Raw genomic sequence first — 15,825 nt, forward strand, 5'->3', positions numbered from 1 at the left:
GCGGGGGGCCTTGACCTGGGGGCGGGGGGGGGCCCCCCCGCCGCCCCCACGCCGCCACGGCGCACCCTCGGAGGATGCGCCGTGAGTACGGTGCGACCGTGCGGATACCGGGCGCCGTCAGGCACTCAGCACTGAGGCCGCCGCCCGTGGTTCGCCCGGTGCTTGCGGCGGGCCTTCTTCTTCCGGCGACGCTTCGAGGACATGCAAACCTCCTGATGAGGCACGCGCGGGTGTTCCCCGGCCCATGCTTCCACAGCTCCCGGCGGTCCGCGATTCATGGAACGGGCCCAGCGTCCGGCCGACCGGGTCCGGTCGCCTCGGCAGTACGACCACGGGAAGGTACCGGCCACCACGGTGGACGCCTGGGACCGGGTCCTCTGGCTGGTCTGCCCCGACGCGGAGGTCCGCACGAGCCGGTACGGCCGGACTTCCCCCGACCGCGCACCGGCTCGTACGACGCGATCCCGGTCATCAGCAGTGGCTCCGCGGTCCGGGAGCATCCCCTGCACGGCATCACCCTGCGGGTGGCCCACCTGGACGCGCTGCCCGCTGCCCGCTGACCGCTGACCGAGGCCCGTGCCGATGGCCGGACGCGGCTACGGGGGACCCCTGTGGTCACTGGTCGTCAAGCCGCTGGCGACGGGGTGCCAAAGACGCGGGCCGCGGTGTACTGCCACAGTCGGGACCGGGCCGAGGGGATCCCGGGATCCTGGAACCGGAGCCACGGAAGCGACCTGGTGCAGGTCCGGCTTGCCGTGACCGGGGTGAGGCCCGTCAGAGCACACCCGACTTGGGGGAAACATGCGTTCACCGATCTCATGGCGCGGCAGGACTGTCCGGGCCGTAGGAATGACGGTCTTCGCGGCAGGTGCAGCCATGACGGCCGCCGGGCCCGCCAGCGCGTCCGACGTCGACTGGCAGATCCTGACGAGCGACTCCGGCCGGCCGGGAGGCATCGCCCAGTGGTCGGGACCGGACACCTTCCGGGTCTGCGACAACCAGGCCGACGGTCTGCGGGCCTGGGGCCGGGCGACCTGGGGAAGCGGCTCCTCCACGACGCTCCAGGACGCGAACGGCGCGGGCACCTGCACCACGGGCCACACCAATTCCCTGAAGGCGGGGGTGCCCCTCACCATGGAGATCTGCCTGCGCGACGGCCCGACCGGACCACTGCGGTACTGCGTGACCAAGACCGGCAAGGCCTGACGACACCGGGTGCCGGACGCCCCGTGGCCCGCCGCGGCGACCGCGGCGGGCCGCTGCGGCGCCACCTGCGGACGTCCGCCCGACCGCATACCGCGCGCCGCCCCTCACGAGTACCGCGTCCGCCGAACCCTCCGCGCGGCCAGAGCCGCTCGCAGGGGCCGCCGTGCCGCTTCAGCCGCCCGTTCTCCCGTCCGTGCGCTCGCGCAGGAAGTCCGCGTGTCCGTTGTGCCGGGCGTACTCCTGGATCATGTGCACATAGAGCCAACGCAGGCTGAGCGCGGTGCCACGCGCGGACGTGAACGTCTCGTCGAGGTCATGGCCGGCCGCAGCGGCGTCGGATGCGGCGATCTCGGTCCGGTATCGCGCGAAGTCCCTTTCCGCGTACGCCTCGTCGGCTCCTTCGATGCCCTCGTCGCCGTCTCCCGGACCGGTGAAGACGTTCCCGATGTCCTCGCCCGCGAAGCGCCGCCGGAACCAGGCCCGCTCCACCTCCGCCAGATGGCGGACGAGGCCCAGCAGGGTGAGGTTCGACGGTTCCACCGTGGTCCGCACCAGCCGGGCGGCGTCCAGTCCCGCGCACTGGGCGAGCAAGGTCTCGCGATGCCAGGTCAGCCAGCCTTCGAGCATCGCGCGCTCGGGCAGGGTCGTCAGATCACCGATCCGGATCGTGCGCTGCGGCTGCGGAGCTGTCCATGCCGTGGTCATGGACCCAGACTGCCCCAGGTCGGCCGTCCGGCGGAACGGGGCGAGAGCCCCGGCCGCGCCCTCAGGCGAGCGTCACTTCCACCGGCAGCCGCTTGACGCCGTTGACGAAGTTGGAGCGGACCCGGGGGACGGCGCCGGTCAGGTGGATGTCCGACAGGCGGGGGATCAGTTCCTCGAACAAGATGCGGATCTCGGTGCGGGCGAGCAGATTGCCCAGGCACAGATGGGGGCTGCCCTTGCCGAAGGTGACGTGGTCGTTGTCGCGGCGGGTGACGTCGAAGCCGTACGGGTCGGGGAAGACCTCCTCGTCGCGGTTGCCGGAGGCGAACCACATGACGACCTTGTCGCCCTCCTTGATGTGCCGGCCGCCGAGTTCGACGTCGCGGGTGGCGGTGCGGCGGAAGTGGTAGACGGGGGAGGCCCAGCGCAGGAACTCCTCGACCGCGCCGGGGATCAGGGAGGGGTCCTCCTGGAGGCGGGCCAGCTGCTCCGGGTGCTGGAGGAGGGCCAGCATCGCGTGGGTGATGGTGTGCCGGGTCGTCTCGTTCCCGGCGACGACCAGCAGCAGGAAGTAGTTGTCGAAGTCCTGCGGGGAGAGCGGCACTCCGTCGCGCGGGGTCTCGTTGACGAGCCGGGAGACCAGGTCCGTGCCGGTGCCGCCGCGCCGCCGCCGGGCCAGTTCGCGCCCGTAGGCGAACACCTCCAGCGAGGCGGGGGAGCGGAAGGGCAGATCGCGGTACCGCTCGCTCTCCGCGCTGTGCAGGAGCACGTCGGCGTAGTCCGGGTCGGTGTTGCCGATGATGCGGTTGCCCCAGTCGATGAGCCGCTGGTTGTCCTCGGGCGGCACGTCCAGGAGGCGGGCGAGGACGTTGATCGGGAAGTCGGCGGAGACCTCCTTCACGAAGTCGAAGGAACCCTTGGCCAGGGCCGCGTCCAGGGTGGTGGCGGTCAGGCCGCGCAGGAAGTCGGCGTAGCTGTTGATGACGCCCGCGCCGAACTGCCGCTGGAGCAGGCGGCGCAGCGCCCGGTGGCGGACTCCGTCCAGTTCCAGGAGGGAGGCGCGCCGGGCGATCTGGTCGTCGTCGACCTCCTCCAGATTGACGAACCGCGTGGAGGTGAACGTCTCGGCGTCGCGGTCGACGCGGGCGATGTCGGCGTGCCGGGTCACCGCCCAGAAACCGGAGTTGGGGGACTCCTCGGGCTGCCAGTGGACGGGGTCCTCGTGGCGCAGGGTGTGGAACATGCGCCAGGGGGTCACGCCGTCGGTGAAGTTGTCGAGGTCGGCGAGGTCGACGTCGGCCAGGGGCAGCGGCTCGCGGACGGCCTCGGACACGAGCGGGGCTGTCGGGGTCATGGGGTGGGCCTCCTCGGGGTCACAGGTGGTAGGCGTACTCGGTGAACTCCCAGTCGGTGACGTGCCGTTGGAAGCGCGCGACCTCGTCGCGCTTGTAGGTGAGGTAGGAGGCGGTGAAGTCCTTGCCGAGCAGGCCGGTCAGTGCCGTGTCCGCCTCCAGCGCGTCCAGGGCGGCGGGCAGGCTGCCGGGCAGCACGGCGGACCGGGCGGAGTCGTAGCCGTAGCCCTCCAGCGGGGCCGGCGGCTCCTCGCCCGCCAGGACGCCCAGCAGTGCCGCGGCGAGGGTTCCCGCGATCAGCAGATAGGGGTTGGCGCCCGCGTCGCCCAGGCGCAGTTCGAAACGGGTCGCCGCGCCGCGCTCGGGCGGGATCCGGACCATGGCGCTGCGGTTGTCCAGCCCCCAGTCGATCAGCCAGGGCGCGAGGGTGTCGGGGCCGAAGCGCTTGTAGGAGTTGACGGTGGGGTTGGCGAGCGCGGCGAGCGCGGGCGCGTGGGCGAGGACCCCGGCCACGGCGTGGCGCGCGGTCGCGGAGAGGCCGTACGGCGCCGCCGGGTCGGCGAAGGCGCTGATGCCGTCCTCGTCCACACAGGACAGGTGGAGATGGAACCCGGAACCTCCCGCGGAGTTGAAGGGTTTGGCCATGAAGGTGGCCAGCCGGCCTTCCTTGCGGGCGAGTTCCTTGACGGCCGCCTTGAAGCGGAAGGCGCGGTCGGCGGCCGCCAGGGCGTCGGAGTGGGTCAGGTTGATCTCGAACTGGGAGCCGTCGTACTCGTGGTTGCCGCCGCTGACGCCGATGCCGAGATCACGCAGCATCCGCAGCGTGCGCAGCAGGTGGTTGTCGCCGTCCGCGCGCAGCCCCGCGGTGTAGACGACGCCCTGGGCCTCGCTGTAGCGGCGCCAGCCGGACGCCGTCTCCGGGGCGGCGTCGCACAGGAAGTACTCCAGCTCGGGGCCCACCACCGGGCGCAGCCCGTGCTCGGCGCACCGCTCGACGACGGCGCGCAGCAGGTCGCGGGGGGACTCGGGCGCGGGCAGTCCGGTGGCCGGGTCGGTGACGTCGCCCAGGCAGGCGGCGACCCCGGGCTCCCAGGGCAGGGCGGTGAGGGTGTCGAGGTCCGGGTGGACGCAGATGTCGGGCAGTCCGGCGTCGAGGCCGCCGGGGACGGGGACCGTGTCGCCCTGGGGGCTGGTGTGGTAGACGGCGCGGCAGAAGGCGAGGCCGTGGTCGCAGGCGGCGGGCAGGTGGTCGAGCAGGACGTCCCGGGCCCGTTCGGTGCCGATGAGGTCGGGATAGGTCACCCGGACCACGTCGATGCCCTCGGCGGCCAGGCGTTCCAGGTGCCGGCGGACGGACGGTGCGTCGGATGCGCTCACCGGTGTCTCCTCTGGAGAAGGGGGGCGCCTGTGACGGCTCGGGCGCCGGGGGAGAAGGGGAAGAGGCGGTCTCGGACTGCGGGAGCGCAGGAGGCCACAAGCTTGTTTGACCGCAAACGGTAGGGCCGGGCGACGCGCTCCCGCAAGAGGGTCGTCCCGGAAATTTATCCATCCGGATAGCTATTGACCAGGGCTCTGCCGCTTCCTATCTTGTTTGAAGCCAAACGAGTTGGGGATCCGGTGTCCCCCCGTGTCCCTTGGCCGGGGCCCGGCCCCCGCGGCCGGGCCCCTTCTCCACCACTCCGACGCCCCCTCAGCCCCAGGAGGACCGGCCATGAAGGTCGTCGTCGACATGAACAAGTGCCAGGACCACGGCCAGTGCGTCTTCGCCGCCCCCGACGTCTTCTCCTTCGACGACACCGGACACCTGGCCCACGTCCCCGACCCCGACGAGACGCTGCGCGACGACGTCGAGGAGGCCGCCGACGTCTGTCCGCTCCAGGCCATCCGGATCGAGGACTGAGCCGTGCGCGCCACCGTCGTCGTGGCCGGCGCCTCCCTGGCCGGCCTGCGCACCGCCGAACAACTGCGCGCGGCGGGCTGGGACGGCCCGGTCACGCTCGTGGGGGACGAACCCCACATGCCCTACAACCGCCCGCCCCTCTCCAAGGAGGTGCTGGCCGGCCGGGCGTCCTTCGCCTCGCTCGCCCTCGGACCCCGCCCCGCCGTCCACGACGTGCGCTGGCGGCTGGGCACCCGCGTCGTCCGCGCCGACCTCGACCGGCGCACCGTCACCCTCGCCGACGGCGAGACCCTGCCGTACGGCGGACTCGTCGTCGCCACCGGCACCCGCCCCCGCCGGCTCGACTGCCCCGGTCCGCGCACCGGCCGGCACACCGTGCGCACCCTCGACGACGCCCGGGGCCTGCGCACGGCGCTCACCCGGCCGGGCGCGCGGGTGGTCGTGGTCGGCGCCGGGTTCATCGGCTGCGAGGTCGCCGCCACCGCCGTCGCCCTGGGCGCCGCCGAGGTCACCGTCGTCGACCCGCTGCCCCTGCCCATGGTCCGCCCGCTCGGCGAACTGCTCGCCACCGCGCTGCTGGCGCGCCACGAACGGCGCGGGGTGCGCTTCGCCCTCGGCACCGGCGTGACGGCGTTCACGGGCGACGACCGCGTCACCGGGGCCGTCCTGGCCGACGGCACGGTCCTCGCCGCCGACGTCGTGGTCGAATCGGTCGGCTCCCTGCCCAACACCGAATGGCTCGACGGCAACGGCCTGGACCTCACCGACGGCGTACGCACCGACGCGCAGCTGCGCGCCGGCGGCCGTCCCGACGTGATCGCCGTCGGCGACGTCGCCCGCTTCCCCAACGCCCGCTACGACGGCGTACCGCGCCGCGTGGAGCACTGGTCGATGCCGGGCGACACCGCCCGGCACGCCGCCCGCACCCTCACCGCCCACCTCACCGGCACCGAAGGGGCCCGCGCGCCGTTCGCGCCGCTGCCCACCTTCTGGAGCGACCAGCACGACCTCCGGCTCCAGTGCTTCGGCGCGCCCGCGCTCGGCCTCGACGACGTACGCGTCCTCGACGGCGACCCGGCCGGGGACCTGGTCGTCGGCTACCACCGCGGCCGTCGCCTGGTGGGCGTCGCCGCCCTCGGCGGACCGGCCGCCGCCGCTGCCGCCGCCCGCCACCGCGCCGCCCTGGCGCAGCCGCCCGCCCTCATCGCGTAAGGAACACCAGCCATGACCACCGTCCGCGGATTCCTCCACCCCAAGACGGCGACAGGTGCCTCGTCGCTGATCCCCGCGCCGCCCTGGCGCTACTCCGGCGACCTGCTGACCGTCGAGTACCGCACCGACCCGGACCGGGTGCGCGCCCTGCTGCCCGAACCGCTCGAACTCGCCGAGGAGGACCCCGGCGCTGTCGCGCTGATCTGGGCCGACTGGCAGTCCTGCGCCGCCTCCGGCGCGGAACTCCTCGACCCGGTGCTCGCCCAGTACAAGGAGGCGTTCGCGGTCGTCCGCTGCCGCTACCGGGGCCGGACCTACAGCCGCTGCGTGTACATCTGGGTCGACAAGGACTTCGCGATCGCCCGCGGCCTGCACCAGGGCTACCCGAAGAAGCTCGGCTCGATCCACCAGACCCGCCCCCACCCCTACGGACCCGCCCCCCGCATCGAGGCCGGGGCCCGCTTCGGCGCCACCCTCGCCGCCGCCGACCGGCGCCTGGCCCAGACCATCGTCACCCTGCGCGAACCCGCCCCGGCCAACGGCTTCGTCAACGCCCACCCGATGGCCCACCACCGCTGGCTGCCCTCCGTCGAGAAGGGCGGCGGCCTCGCCCTGGACGAGCTGGTCGAGTCCGGCGCCGCCTCCTTCGAGGGCGGCCGGTCCTGGGTGGGCGACGCCGACCTGGAGCTGTTCGCCTCGCCCACCGAGGAACTGGCCCACCTGGAGATCCGCGAGCCGATCGCCGCGTACTACCGCCAGGTCGGCGTGGTCTGGGACGGCGGCCGGCTGCTGGAGTCGCACACCTCCGGCGCCCAGTGACCGCACCGTACGACCCCGAGGAGCCCCACCGCATGAGCACACATCTCACCACCGTCGCCGGAGTCCCCGTCGACACCCGGCACTTCATCGGCGGCGAACGCGTCGCCTCCACCGAGACCTTCACCGACGTGTCCCCCATCGACGGCGGCGTCCTCGCCGAGATCTCCCGGGGCACCGCCATGGAGGCCGCGGCGGCCGTCGCCGCCGCCAAGGCCGCGTTCCCCGCCTGGGCCGCCACCCCGCGCGCCGAACGCGCCCGCCTCCTGCACGCGATCGCCGACGGCGTCGAGCGGCGCCTGGAGGAACTCTCCCTGGTCGAGACCACCGACAACGGCGCCCTGCTGCGCTCCCACCGCCGCGGTGTCATGCCCCGTGTCGCCCACAACTTCCGCTTCTTCGCGAACTGGTTGCTCGAACTGGACCACGAGGACTTCACCACCCGCGGCCACACCAACCACGTCACCTGGGACCCCGCCGGTCCCTGTGTGCTGATCACCCCGTGGAACGCCCCGCTGATGCTGGCCACCTGGAAGGTCGCCCCCGCACTCGCGGCCGGAGACACGGTCGTCCTCAAGCCCGCCGAATGGTCCCCGCTCACCGCCTCGCTGCTCGCCGACATCGCCGCCGAGGCCGGACTGCCCGCCGGTGTCCTCAACGTCGTCCAGGGCTACGGCTCGGAGGTCGGCGACCCGCTCACCGCGCACCCGGACGTGCGCCGCATCAGCTTCACCGGATCCGTGCCGACCGCCCGGCACATCGCCGCGTCCGCCGCCGCGAACCTCACCCCGCTCAGTCTCGAACTCGGCGGCAAGTCCCCCCTGCTGGTCTTCGCCGACGCCGACCTCGACCTGGCCGCCGGCCTCGCCGTCGAGCAGTACGACAACGCGGGCCAGGTGTGCCTGGCGGCCACCCGCATCCTGGTCGAGGCCCCGGTCGCCGAGGAGTTCACCCGACGCTTCACCGAGAAGGCGGCCGCGCTGAGGCAGGGCGACCCGAGGGAGGAGACCACCGACATCGGACCCACCATCCACCCCCGGCAGCTGGAGAAGATCGACGGCTTCGTGCGGCGCGCGCTGGAGGCGGGGGCCCGCGCGGTGATCGGCGGCCACCGGGGAGAGGGCCAGTACTACGTCCCCACCCTGCTCACCGATGTCCGGCAGGACTCCGAGATCGTGCAGGAGGAGGTCTTCGGACCCGTGCTGACCCTCCAGACGTTCGAGGACGAGGACGAGGCCGTACGCCTGGCCAACGACACCCGCTTCGGACTCGCCGCCACCGTCGCCACCGGCGACGCCGAACGCGCCGCACGGGTCACCGCACGCCTGGTCGCCGGCACCGTCTGGGTCAACTGCTTCTTCGTCCGCGACCTCAAGGCGCCCTTCGGCGGCTCCCGCCACTCCGGGGTCGGCCGCGAGGGCGGCACCTGGAGCTTCGACTTCTACTGCGACGTCAAGAACACCGTCACCGCGCCGAAGGGATTCAAGGACCATGGGTGAGATCGTCGGGGCGGGACTGCTCGCCCATGTGCCCACCATCGTGCTCCCCGAGAAGACCCGCCGGGAACTGAACGAGGGCAAGGAGGTCACCCTCGTCACCGGCCTCAGGCAACTGCGCCGGGACGTCTTCGAGCGCGACGACTACGACACCGTGGTCGTCCTGGACTCCCACTGGGCCACCACCGTCGAGTTCGTCGTCACCGCGCAGCACCGCCGGGCCGGCCTGTTCACCTCCGAGGAGCTGCCGCGCGGCATGTGCCGCATGCCCTACGACTTCCCGGGCGACCCCGAACTCGCCCGCAACATCGCCTCGTTCGCCGGGACCCACGGCACCTGGATCACCCCGATCGACGACACGTACCTGCCGATCTACTACGCCACGCTCAACCTGTGGAAGTACCTCGGCGAGGGCCTGCCCGACAAGTGCTGGGTGTCCATCGGCGTCTGCCAGACCGGCGACATGGAGGACCATCTGCGCCTGGGCCGCGCGCTGGCCGACGGCATCGCCGCCACCCCCGGCCGCCGGGTACTGCTGATCGCCTCCGGCGCGCTGTCGCACACCTTCTGGCCGCTGCGCGAGCTGCGCGACCACGAGGCCAGCGACCCGGCGCACATCTTCACCCCCGAGGCCCGCGCGGCCGACCTGGAGCGCATCGACTGGTTCCGGCAGGGCCGCCACGACAAGGTCCTCGACACCATGGACGCGTTCTGGAAGTACCGGCCCGAGGCGAAGTTCTTCCACTACCTGATGATGGCCGGCGCACTGGGCGAGCAGGCGTGCACCGCCCCCGGCCGCCAGTACGGCGAGTACGAGAACTCCGTCGGCACCGGCCAGGTCCACCTCTGGTTCGACCGTCCCGAGGACGGCTGGACCGGCGCGGGACTGCCCGCCCCCGCCTCCGCCGCCCGCACCCACCGCGACCGCGCCTAGAAAGGCCCCGCCCCATGCCCGAGTACCGCCGCATCCTCCTGGACGGCCAGGTGACGGAGACCGTCCGCGACGGCGACGAACTGGTCGCCGGGGACGGCCGCCGCGTCGCGGCCTCCGACGCGGTCCACCTCCCGCCGGTCGTCCCGTCCAAGGTCGTCGCCGTCCACCTCAACCACCGCAGCCGGGTGGAGGAGTTCGGCATCGGCCTGCCCGCCACCCCCACCTACTTCCACAAGCCGGTCTCCGCGCTCAACGCCCACGGGGGCGCGATCGTCCGGCCCGAGGGCTGCAAGTGGCTCAACTACGAGGGCGAGGTGGCGATCGTCATCGGCAGGACCGCGCGCAACATCTCCCCTTCCGAGGCGGGCGCGTACATCGCGGGCTACACCGTGGCCAACGACTACGGACTGCACGACTTCCGCGACACCGACGCCGGGTCCATGCTCCGGGTCAAGGGCTCCGACACCCTCTGCCCGCTCGGCCCCGGCCTGGTCACCGACTGGGACTTCCACGGCAAGCGGCTGCGCACTTATGTCAACGGCCAGGTGGTGCAGGACGGTTCGACCGACGAGATGCAGTGGGACATGCACTACCTCGTCGCCGACATCGCCCGCACCATCACCCTGTACCCGGGCGACGTCCTGCTGTCCGGCACCCCGGCCAACTCCCGTCCGGTGCGGCCGGGGGACGTGGTCGAGGTCGAGGTGGAGGGTCTCGGCCGGCTCACCAACCACATCGTGAGCGGCCCCACCGCGATCCGCGCCGACGTCGGCGCCCAGCCGACCGAGTCGGAGGAGGTCCTGTCCACCGCGCTCGGCGGCGACTGGGAGTTCCGCGGCATCAGGCCGCCGCGGCGCTGAGCGGGGCGCCGCCGGTAGGGTCGGGGGCATGACCGACCCCCAGGAGCCCGCGGACGGCCGCCGCGGCCGCAAGCGCGTGACGCACTACGGCACCGGACGGGTCGCCCTGCTGGACGCCGCCGTCCGCGTGGTGGCCCGGGTCGGTCTGCGCGGGCTCACCTACCGGGCGGTCGCCGAGGAGGCCGGGGTCACCCACGGTCTCGTCGTGCACCACTTCGGCTCCCGGGACGCGCTCATCGAGGAGGCCGTCGACCACGCGGTCCGCGCCTCGCTCGGCGTCAGCGCCCTGGAGGGCGGCACGGGCCGGGCACCGGACTTCGCCGCGGGCCTCGGGGAGATGGTGGAGGCCGGTCCCGACCTCCAGGCGTTCCAGTACGAGCTGATGCTGGAGGCCCGGCGCAGGCCGGAGCTGCTGCCGCAGCTGCGCGCCCTGTACGAGGGGTACTTCGAGACCGCCCGGAGCGAACTGTCCCGGATCCTCGGCCGCCCGGCCGACCGGGGCCTGTCCCGGCTGGTCTTCGCGGCGCTGGAGGGCCTCGTGCTGCACCAGCTCGTCTTCGGCGAGCGCGAGGTGACCGAGGAGGCGCTGGCGCGGCTGCGGGACCTGCTCGCCGGACTGGCCGCGGACGGCCGGGGCGCCGAAGGCACCCCCGCCGCCGACACCGGCACCACCAGCGGCACCACCACCGGCGACGCGGCCGGGAGCTGAGCGCGCCCGATCCCCGCCGTACCCGCGCCCGGGTGGCCGCGGGCGTGTGCCGCCGAGGACGGTCCGATTCCTGTCGTCCGCACCCCTTGTCAAACGGATAGTCCCGCACCACCATGGGGCAACTCGTTTGGGCCGAAACGACTTCCCCCTTCTTCTGGCAGGTGAATCCGAGTGGACAGTCACACGGTGCCCGCGGAGCGGACCGTACGGGACGCCCCCGCCGCAGCAGCGCTCAAACCCGACGCCCTGGGTGTCCTGGGCATCCTCTTCTTCGTCCTGTCCGGCCAGGCCCCCCTGACCGGCATCGCCGGGGCGGCCCCGATCTCGGTCGCCATCGGCAACGGCGCGGGCACCCCCGCCGCCTATCTGCTGGCGGGCGCGGTCATCCTCCTCTTCTCCGTCGGGTTCGTCGCCATGGGCCGCCATGTCGTCGACGCCGGTGCCTTCTACACGTACATCGGCAAGGGCCTCGGCCCGACCACCGGCGCCGGCAGCGCCGCCGTGGCGCTGTTCTCCTACTGCGTCATCCAGGCGGCCATGTACGGCCTGTACGGCGCCACCCTGAGCACCCTGGTCGCCCATGACACGGGCCTGCACCTGCCCTGGTGGGTGTGGACGCTGGCGACCATGGCCCTGGTCCAGGCACTCGCCGCCACGGGCATCGAGGTCGGCGCCAAGGTGCTGGCCCTGCTGGTGTGCGCCGAGTTCACCGTCCTGCTCGTCTTCGGCCTGGTCACCCTGGCCAAGGGGGGCGGCCCCGAGGGACTGGGCGCGGCCGCCAGCTTCTCCCCGTCCGCGGCTCTCCAGGGTGCGCCGGGAGTCGCCGTCATGTTCGCGGTGGCGTCCATGTTCGGCTTCGAGGCCACCGCCATCTACGGCGAGGAGGCCCGCGACCCCAAGCGGACCGTGCCGCGCGCCACCTACCTCTCCGTCGTGGTGGTGACCTGCTTCTTCGCCCTGACCTCCTGGATGCTGGTCGCGGCCCACGGGGCGTCCAGGGCACCGGGGGCGGCGGCCGCGGCGCTGGCGGGCGGGGACGCCTCGGACTTCGTGTTCGCGCCGATCGCCGCGCTGTTCGGCCACTGGATCGACGCCGTGCTGCCCGTCCTGCTCGCCACCTCGCTCTTCGCGGGCATCCTCACCTTCCACAACTCCGCCAACCGCTATCTGTTCGCGCTCAGCCGCGACCGGCTGCTGCCGCGGGGCCTGGGCAGGCTCAACGCACGCCACGCCCCCTGGGCCGCCGGTTGCGCGCAGACCGTCATCGCCCTGGCCCTCGTCGTCCCGTTCGCCCTGCTCGGCAAGGACCCCGTGGTGAGCCTCTTCTCCTGGTTCAGCGGACTGGCTGTCCTGGCGATGATGCTGCTCTACCTGCTGACGTCCGTCTCGGTGATCGTCTTCTTCCGCCGCACCGGCCTCGACCGCCGCCGCTGGAACACCGTGCTCGCCCCGGCCCTGGGAGCGGCCGGTCTCGCGGGCGCCGTCTGGCTGATCCTGGCCAACTTCACCACTCTGATCGGCGGCGACACGGGCACGGCCGTCCGGCTCGTGCTCTCGGTACCGGTGGTGATGCTGCTCGGCATCGGCGCCGACCGGCTGCGCCGCCGGGGCACCGCGGCCACCGGCTGACCCGCGGCCGCAGCGCACCGTCCCGCCCCCTCGCCTCCCCTCATCCCGCCCCTTCATCCTTCCGTCCCGCACCCCCGGTCCGCACCACACCCCCCGGTCCGCACCACCCACGAAAAGAGGACGCACGGTGGACGCCACCCACGACGACTGGATCCGCCGGGCCAAGGCGCTCCGGCCGAACGGCGCACATGTCATCGACGGCCGCGACCACGCGGCGGAGCGCACCTTCGCCGCCGTCTCCCCGAGGGACGGCCAGGTGCTCGCCGAGGTGGCCGACGCGGACGCGGCCCAGGTGGACCTGGCCGTCGCCGCGGCCCGCCGCGCCTTCGACGACGGCCCCTGGCCGCGCCTGGCACCCGCCGAGCGCGGCCGGACCCTGCTGCGCGTGGCCGACCTGATCGAACAGCGGCGGGCGGATCTCGCCCTCACCGTGAGCCTGGAGATGGGCAAGCCGATCAGCGACGCCCACGACATCGAACTGCGCGCCCTGATCAACACCTTCCGCTGGTACGGGCAGCTCGCCGACAAGCTCACCGACGAGTCCCCGCACACCGCGCCCGACGCCCTGGCCCTGGTCACCCGCGAACCGGCGGGCGTCGTGGGCGCCGTCGTCCCCTGGAACTTCCCCCTCACCCTGGCCGGCTGGAAGATCGCCCCCGCCCTCGCCGCCGGGTGCACGGTCGTCCTCAAGCCCTCGGAGCACTCACCGCTGTCCGCCCTGGCACTCGCCCGCACCGCCGCCGAGGCGGGCCTGCCGCCCGGTGTCCTCAATGTCGTCAACGGCGACGGACCGGGCGCCGGACGGGCCCTCGGCCTCCATCCCGGCGTCGACGTCCTCGCCTTCACCGGCTCGACCGCCGTCGGCCGCCACTTCCTGCGCTACGCCGCCGACTCCAACCTCAAGCGCGTCTGGCTCGAACTGGGCGGCAAGTCACCCAACATCGTCCTGCCCGACGCCCCCGACCTGGACCGGGCCGCCGCCACCGCCGCCTGGGGCATCTTCTTCAACCAGGGCGAGATGTGCACCGCGCCCTCCCGGCTGCTGGTGCACACCTCCGTCGCCGAACGCGTCACCGAGGCCGTCGTCGCCCGCGCCCGCGCACTGCGCGTCGGCGACCCCCTCGACCCGGCCACCGAGATGGGCGCGCTGGTCGGCCACGACCACCTCGACCGCGTACTCGGACACATCAGGGCAGGCACCGGCTCCGGCGCCCGGCTGCGCACCGGCGGAGAACGCACCCTGACCGGCACCGGAGGCACGTATCTCCAGCCCACCGTCTTCGACCGCGTCCCACCGGACAGCACGCTCGCACGCGAGGAGATCTTCGGGCCCGTCCTGTCCGTCCTCGCCTTCGACGACCTCGACGAGGCCGTGGCCCTCGCCAACGCCACCGACTACGGACTCGCCGCCGGACTGTGGACCTCCGACCTGTCCACCGCCCACCGCGTCTCCCGCGCCCTGCGGGCCGGCACCGTCTGGGTCAACTGCTACGAGGAGGGCGACCTCACCGTGCCCTTCGGCGGCATGAAGCAGTCGGGCAACGGACGGGACAAGTCCGTGCACGCCCTGGAGAAGTACACCGAACTGAAGACCACCTGGATCCAGCTGTGAACGACACCCGCGCCGCCCACCGGCCCCTCGTCGCCGTCCCGGCCCGCTTCTCCGCCTCCGCCTCGGCGCTGCGCCACGCGGCCGAGGTCAACGCCCGCGCCCTGGTCGAGGCCGTCTGGCGGGCGGGCGGCGAGCCCGCCACCATCCACCCCCACGCCCCCGGCGGTGTCTGCGACCCGGCCCAGGCAGCCGCCCGGCTGGCCCGCTTCGACGCAGTCCTGCTCCCCGGCGGCGGAGACCTCGCCCCCCACCGCTACGGGGCGCACGAGGCGCACGCGGCCGTCTACGACGTGGACGACGAACAGGACGCCTTCGACCTGGAGGTGGCCCGGCAGGCACTCGCGCTGAGGCTGCCGCTGCTGGCGGTCTGCCGGGGCCTCCAGGTGGTCAACACCGCCCTCGGCGGCACCCTGCACCAGGACATGGGCGGACCGGGCCGCGAGCACCGGCATCTGCGCCACCCGGTGTCCCTCACCCCCGGATCCGCCGTCGCCGCCGTCACCGGAGCCGACAAGGCCGAAGCCTCCTGCTACCACCATCAGCACGTCGACCGGCTGGGCAGCGGCCTGACCGCCACCGCGTACGCCGCCGACGGCACCGTGGAGGCGGTCGAGACGGCGGGCGGGACCGGCGGCTGGTTCCTGGCCGTGCAGTGGCACCCGGAGGACACGGCCCGCGAGGACCCCGCCCAGCAGCGGCTGTTCGACGCGCTGGTCGCGGCCGCGCGCGGCACCCGCTGACCGGGCGGCGCGGCGGGGGCGGTTCAGCCCTTGGCGCGCCGCCCGCCGCGCCGCGGCGCCAGCTCGGTGCCCGCCAGCAGCGCCCTGCGGCGGTCCTCGCCGTGCTGCTCCACCTGGAGGACCACACGCCGCAGGGTGGCCGCCAGGCCGCTGCACTCCTCGGTGGTCAACTGCGAGGTGACGAAGGCCTCTTCGTCGTTGAACGCGGGGAAGACACGGCGCATGAACTCCTCGCCTTCCCCGGTCAGGCTCAGCAGCACGAGCCGCCCGTCGGTCGGGTGCCCCGCCCGGCGCAGCAGCCCCCGCGACTCCAGGGTGCGGGCCACACCCGTCAGGGTGCCCTTGGAGATGCCCGCCTCCTCGGCGACGTGCCGGGTCTCCGACTCGCCCCACACCCACACCACCCAGAGCACCACGAACGCGGTCCAGGTGAGGTTCGAGCCGCGCAGTACGGAGTTCTCCAGGTGGTGGCGCACGGTGGAGGCGGCCCGGTAGATGTTGGCCACGGCCGCCATCTGCTCCCGCTGGACGGCGATGCCGCCCAGCTTGGCCTCCGCGAGCTTCTCCGCTTCGGTGATGGATCGCTGGCCGGGCAAGCGTGCTCCCTGGGTCTGGACAGCACCGGGCGGCGTGTCGGTCCGGCCGGTCGTTCGG

General features: G+C 73.3%; 15 protein-coding genes. 11 read left to right on the top strand and 4 right to left on the bottom strand.

All coding sequences use genetic code 11. The features are described 5' to 3' along the window. Window positions 1-876: 876 nt before the first annotated feature. On the top strand, window positions 877-1,206 hold the full coding sequence (locus tag ACWDYF_RS32570) for a hypothetical protein (protein ID WP_037895017.1): 330 nt from the start codon (window positions 877-879) through the stop codon (window positions 1,204-1,206). A gap of 171 nt (window positions 1,207-1,377) precedes the next feature. Here ACWDYF_RS32570 and ACWDYF_RS32575 read toward each other — a convergent pair whose 3' ends face one another. The 3 genes from ACWDYF_RS32575 to ACWDYF_RS32585 form a co-directional block, all read right to left on the bottom strand. Next, window positions 1,378-1,911, bottom strand: a complete 534-nt coding sequence (locus ACWDYF_RS32575; protein WP_389473628.1) for a DinB family protein — start codon at window positions 1,909-1,911, stop codon at window positions 1,378-1,380. Between the two features lie 61 nt (window positions 1,912-1,972). Then, window positions 1,973-3,265, bottom strand: coding sequence for a cytochrome P450 (locus ACWDYF_RS32580; protein WP_389473624.1), 1,293 nt, complete (start codon window positions 3,263-3,265; stop codon window positions 1,973-1,975). A gap of 19 nt (window positions 3,266-3,284) precedes the next feature. Further along, window positions 3,285-4,640, bottom strand: coding sequence for a glutamine synthetase family protein (locus ACWDYF_RS32585; protein ID WP_389473622.1), 1,356 nt, complete (start codon window positions 4,638-4,640; stop codon window positions 3,285-3,287). 334 nt (window positions 4,641-4,974) lie between these two features. Here ACWDYF_RS32585 and ACWDYF_RS32590 point away from each other — a divergent pair, with 334 nt between their 5' ends. The 10 genes from ACWDYF_RS32590 to ACWDYF_RS32635 all read left to right on the top strand — a co-directional run bounded on the left by ACWDYF_RS32590 (window position 4,975) and on the right by ACWDYF_RS32635 (window position 15,171). Beyond that, complete coding sequence (locus tag ACWDYF_RS32590; protein ID WP_018566121.1) at window positions 4,975-5,163, top strand: ferredoxin; 189 nt, start codon at window positions 4,975-4,977, stop codon at window positions 5,161-5,163. A 3-nt stretch (window positions 5,164-5,166) separates the two neighbouring features. Next, the gene (locus ACWDYF_RS32595; protein WP_389474112.1) at window positions 5,167-6,375 is read left to right on the top strand and encodes an NAD(P)/FAD-dependent oxidoreductase; all 1,209 of its coding nucleotides are present in this window, start codon (window positions 5,167-5,169) and stop codon (window positions 6,373-6,375) included. Between the two features lie 12 nt (window positions 6,376-6,387). Next, the gene (locus ACWDYF_RS32600; RefSeq protein ID WP_389474110.1) at window positions 6,388-7,194 is read left to right on the top strand and encodes an acetoacetate decarboxylase family protein; all 807 of its coding nucleotides are present in this window, start codon (window positions 6,388-6,390) and stop codon (window positions 7,192-7,194) included. Window positions 7,195-7,226: 32 nt separating this feature from the next. Continuing rightward, complete coding sequence (locus ACWDYF_RS32605) at window positions 7,227-8,690, top strand: aldehyde dehydrogenase (RefSeq protein ID WP_389474108.1); 1,464 nt, start codon at window positions 7,227-7,229, stop codon at window positions 8,688-8,690. Next, window positions 8,683-9,621 (top strand): 3,4-dihydroxyphenylacetate 2,3-dioxygenase, encoded by a 939-nt coding sequence (locus tag ACWDYF_RS32610; protein ID WP_389474106.1) that lies wholly within the window; start codon window positions 8,683-8,685, stop codon window positions 9,619-9,621. The genes ACWDYF_RS32605 and ACWDYF_RS32610 overlap by 8 nt, the downstream gene beginning before the upstream one ends. Before the next feature lie 14 nt (window positions 9,622-9,635). Further along, a complete protein-coding gene (locus ACWDYF_RS32615; protein WP_381736977.1) occupies window positions 9,636-10,481 on the top strand; it encodes a fumarylacetoacetate hydrolase family protein in 846 nt (281 codons plus the stop codon). A 28-nt stretch (window positions 10,482-10,509) separates the two neighbouring features. Next, a complete protein-coding gene (locus tag ACWDYF_RS32620; RefSeq protein ID WP_381736976.1) occupies window positions 10,510-11,190 on the top strand; it encodes a TetR/AcrR family transcriptional regulator in 681 nt (226 codons plus the stop codon). Between the two features lie 171 nt (window positions 11,191-11,361). Next, window positions 11,362-12,819, top strand: coding sequence for an APC family permease (locus ACWDYF_RS32625; protein ID WP_389474103.1), 1,458 nt, complete (start codon window positions 11,362-11,364; stop codon window positions 12,817-12,819). 127 nt (window positions 12,820-12,946) lie between these two features. Beyond that, window positions 12,947-14,431, top strand: a complete 1,485-nt coding sequence (locus ACWDYF_RS32630) for an aldehyde dehydrogenase (protein ID WP_389474101.1) — start codon at window positions 12,947-12,949, stop codon at window positions 14,429-14,431. Beyond that, a complete protein-coding gene (locus ACWDYF_RS32635) occupies window positions 14,428-15,171 on the top strand; it encodes a gamma-glutamyl-gamma-aminobutyrate hydrolase family protein (RefSeq protein WP_389474099.1) in 744 nt (247 codons plus the stop codon). The genes ACWDYF_RS32630 and ACWDYF_RS32635 overlap by 4 nt, the downstream gene beginning before the upstream one ends. Before the next feature lie 23 nt (window positions 15,172-15,194). On the opposite strand, the gene ACWDYF_RS32640 is transcribed toward ACWDYF_RS32635, so the two are convergent. Continuing rightward, window positions 15,195-15,767, bottom strand: a complete 573-nt coding sequence (locus ACWDYF_RS32640) for a MarR family winged helix-turn-helix transcriptional regulator (RefSeq protein WP_389474097.1) — start codon at window positions 15,765-15,767, stop codon at window positions 15,195-15,197. Window positions 15,768-15,825 lie beyond the last annotated feature (58 nt).

It is taken from the genome of Streptomyces sp. NPDC003284 (genome assembly GCF_053589675.1).

Bases quoted from the DNA above. Each gene is read 5' to 3' on its own strand.
- ACWDYF_RS32570 (WP_037895017.1), top strand. From the start codon at position 877: ATGACGGCCGCCGGGCCCGCCAGCGCGTCCGACGTCGACTGGCAGATC.
- ACWDYF_RS32575 (WP_389473628.1), bottom strand. From the start codon at position 1,911: ATGACCACGGCATGGACAGCTCCGCAGCCGCAGCGCACGATCCGGATC.
- ACWDYF_RS32580 (WP_389473624.1), bottom strand. From the start codon at position 3,265: ATGACCCCGACAGCCCCGCTCGTGTCCGAGGCCGTCCGCGAGCCGCTG.
- ACWDYF_RS32590 (WP_018566121.1), top strand. From the start codon at position 4,975: ATGAAGGTCGTCGTCGACATGAACAAGTGCCAGGACCACGGCCAGTGC.
- ACWDYF_RS32600 (WP_389474110.1), top strand. From the start codon at position 6,388: ATGACCACCGTCCGCGGATTCCTCCACCCCAAGACGGCGACAGGTGCC.
- ACWDYF_RS32605 (WP_389474108.1), top strand. From the start codon at position 7,227: ATGAGCACACATCTCACCACCGTCGCCGGAGTCCCCGTCGACACCCGG.
- ACWDYF_RS32610 (WP_389474106.1), top strand. From the start codon at position 8,683: ATGGGTGAGATCGTCGGGGCGGGACTGCTCGCCCATGTGCCCACCATC.
- ACWDYF_RS32615 (WP_381736977.1), top strand. From the start codon at position 9,636: ATGCCCGAGTACCGCCGCATCCTCCTGGACGGCCAGGTGACGGAGACC.
- ACWDYF_RS32620 (WP_381736976.1), top strand. From the start codon at position 10,510: ATGACCGACCCCCAGGAGCCCGCGGACGGCCGCCGCGGCCGCAAGCGC.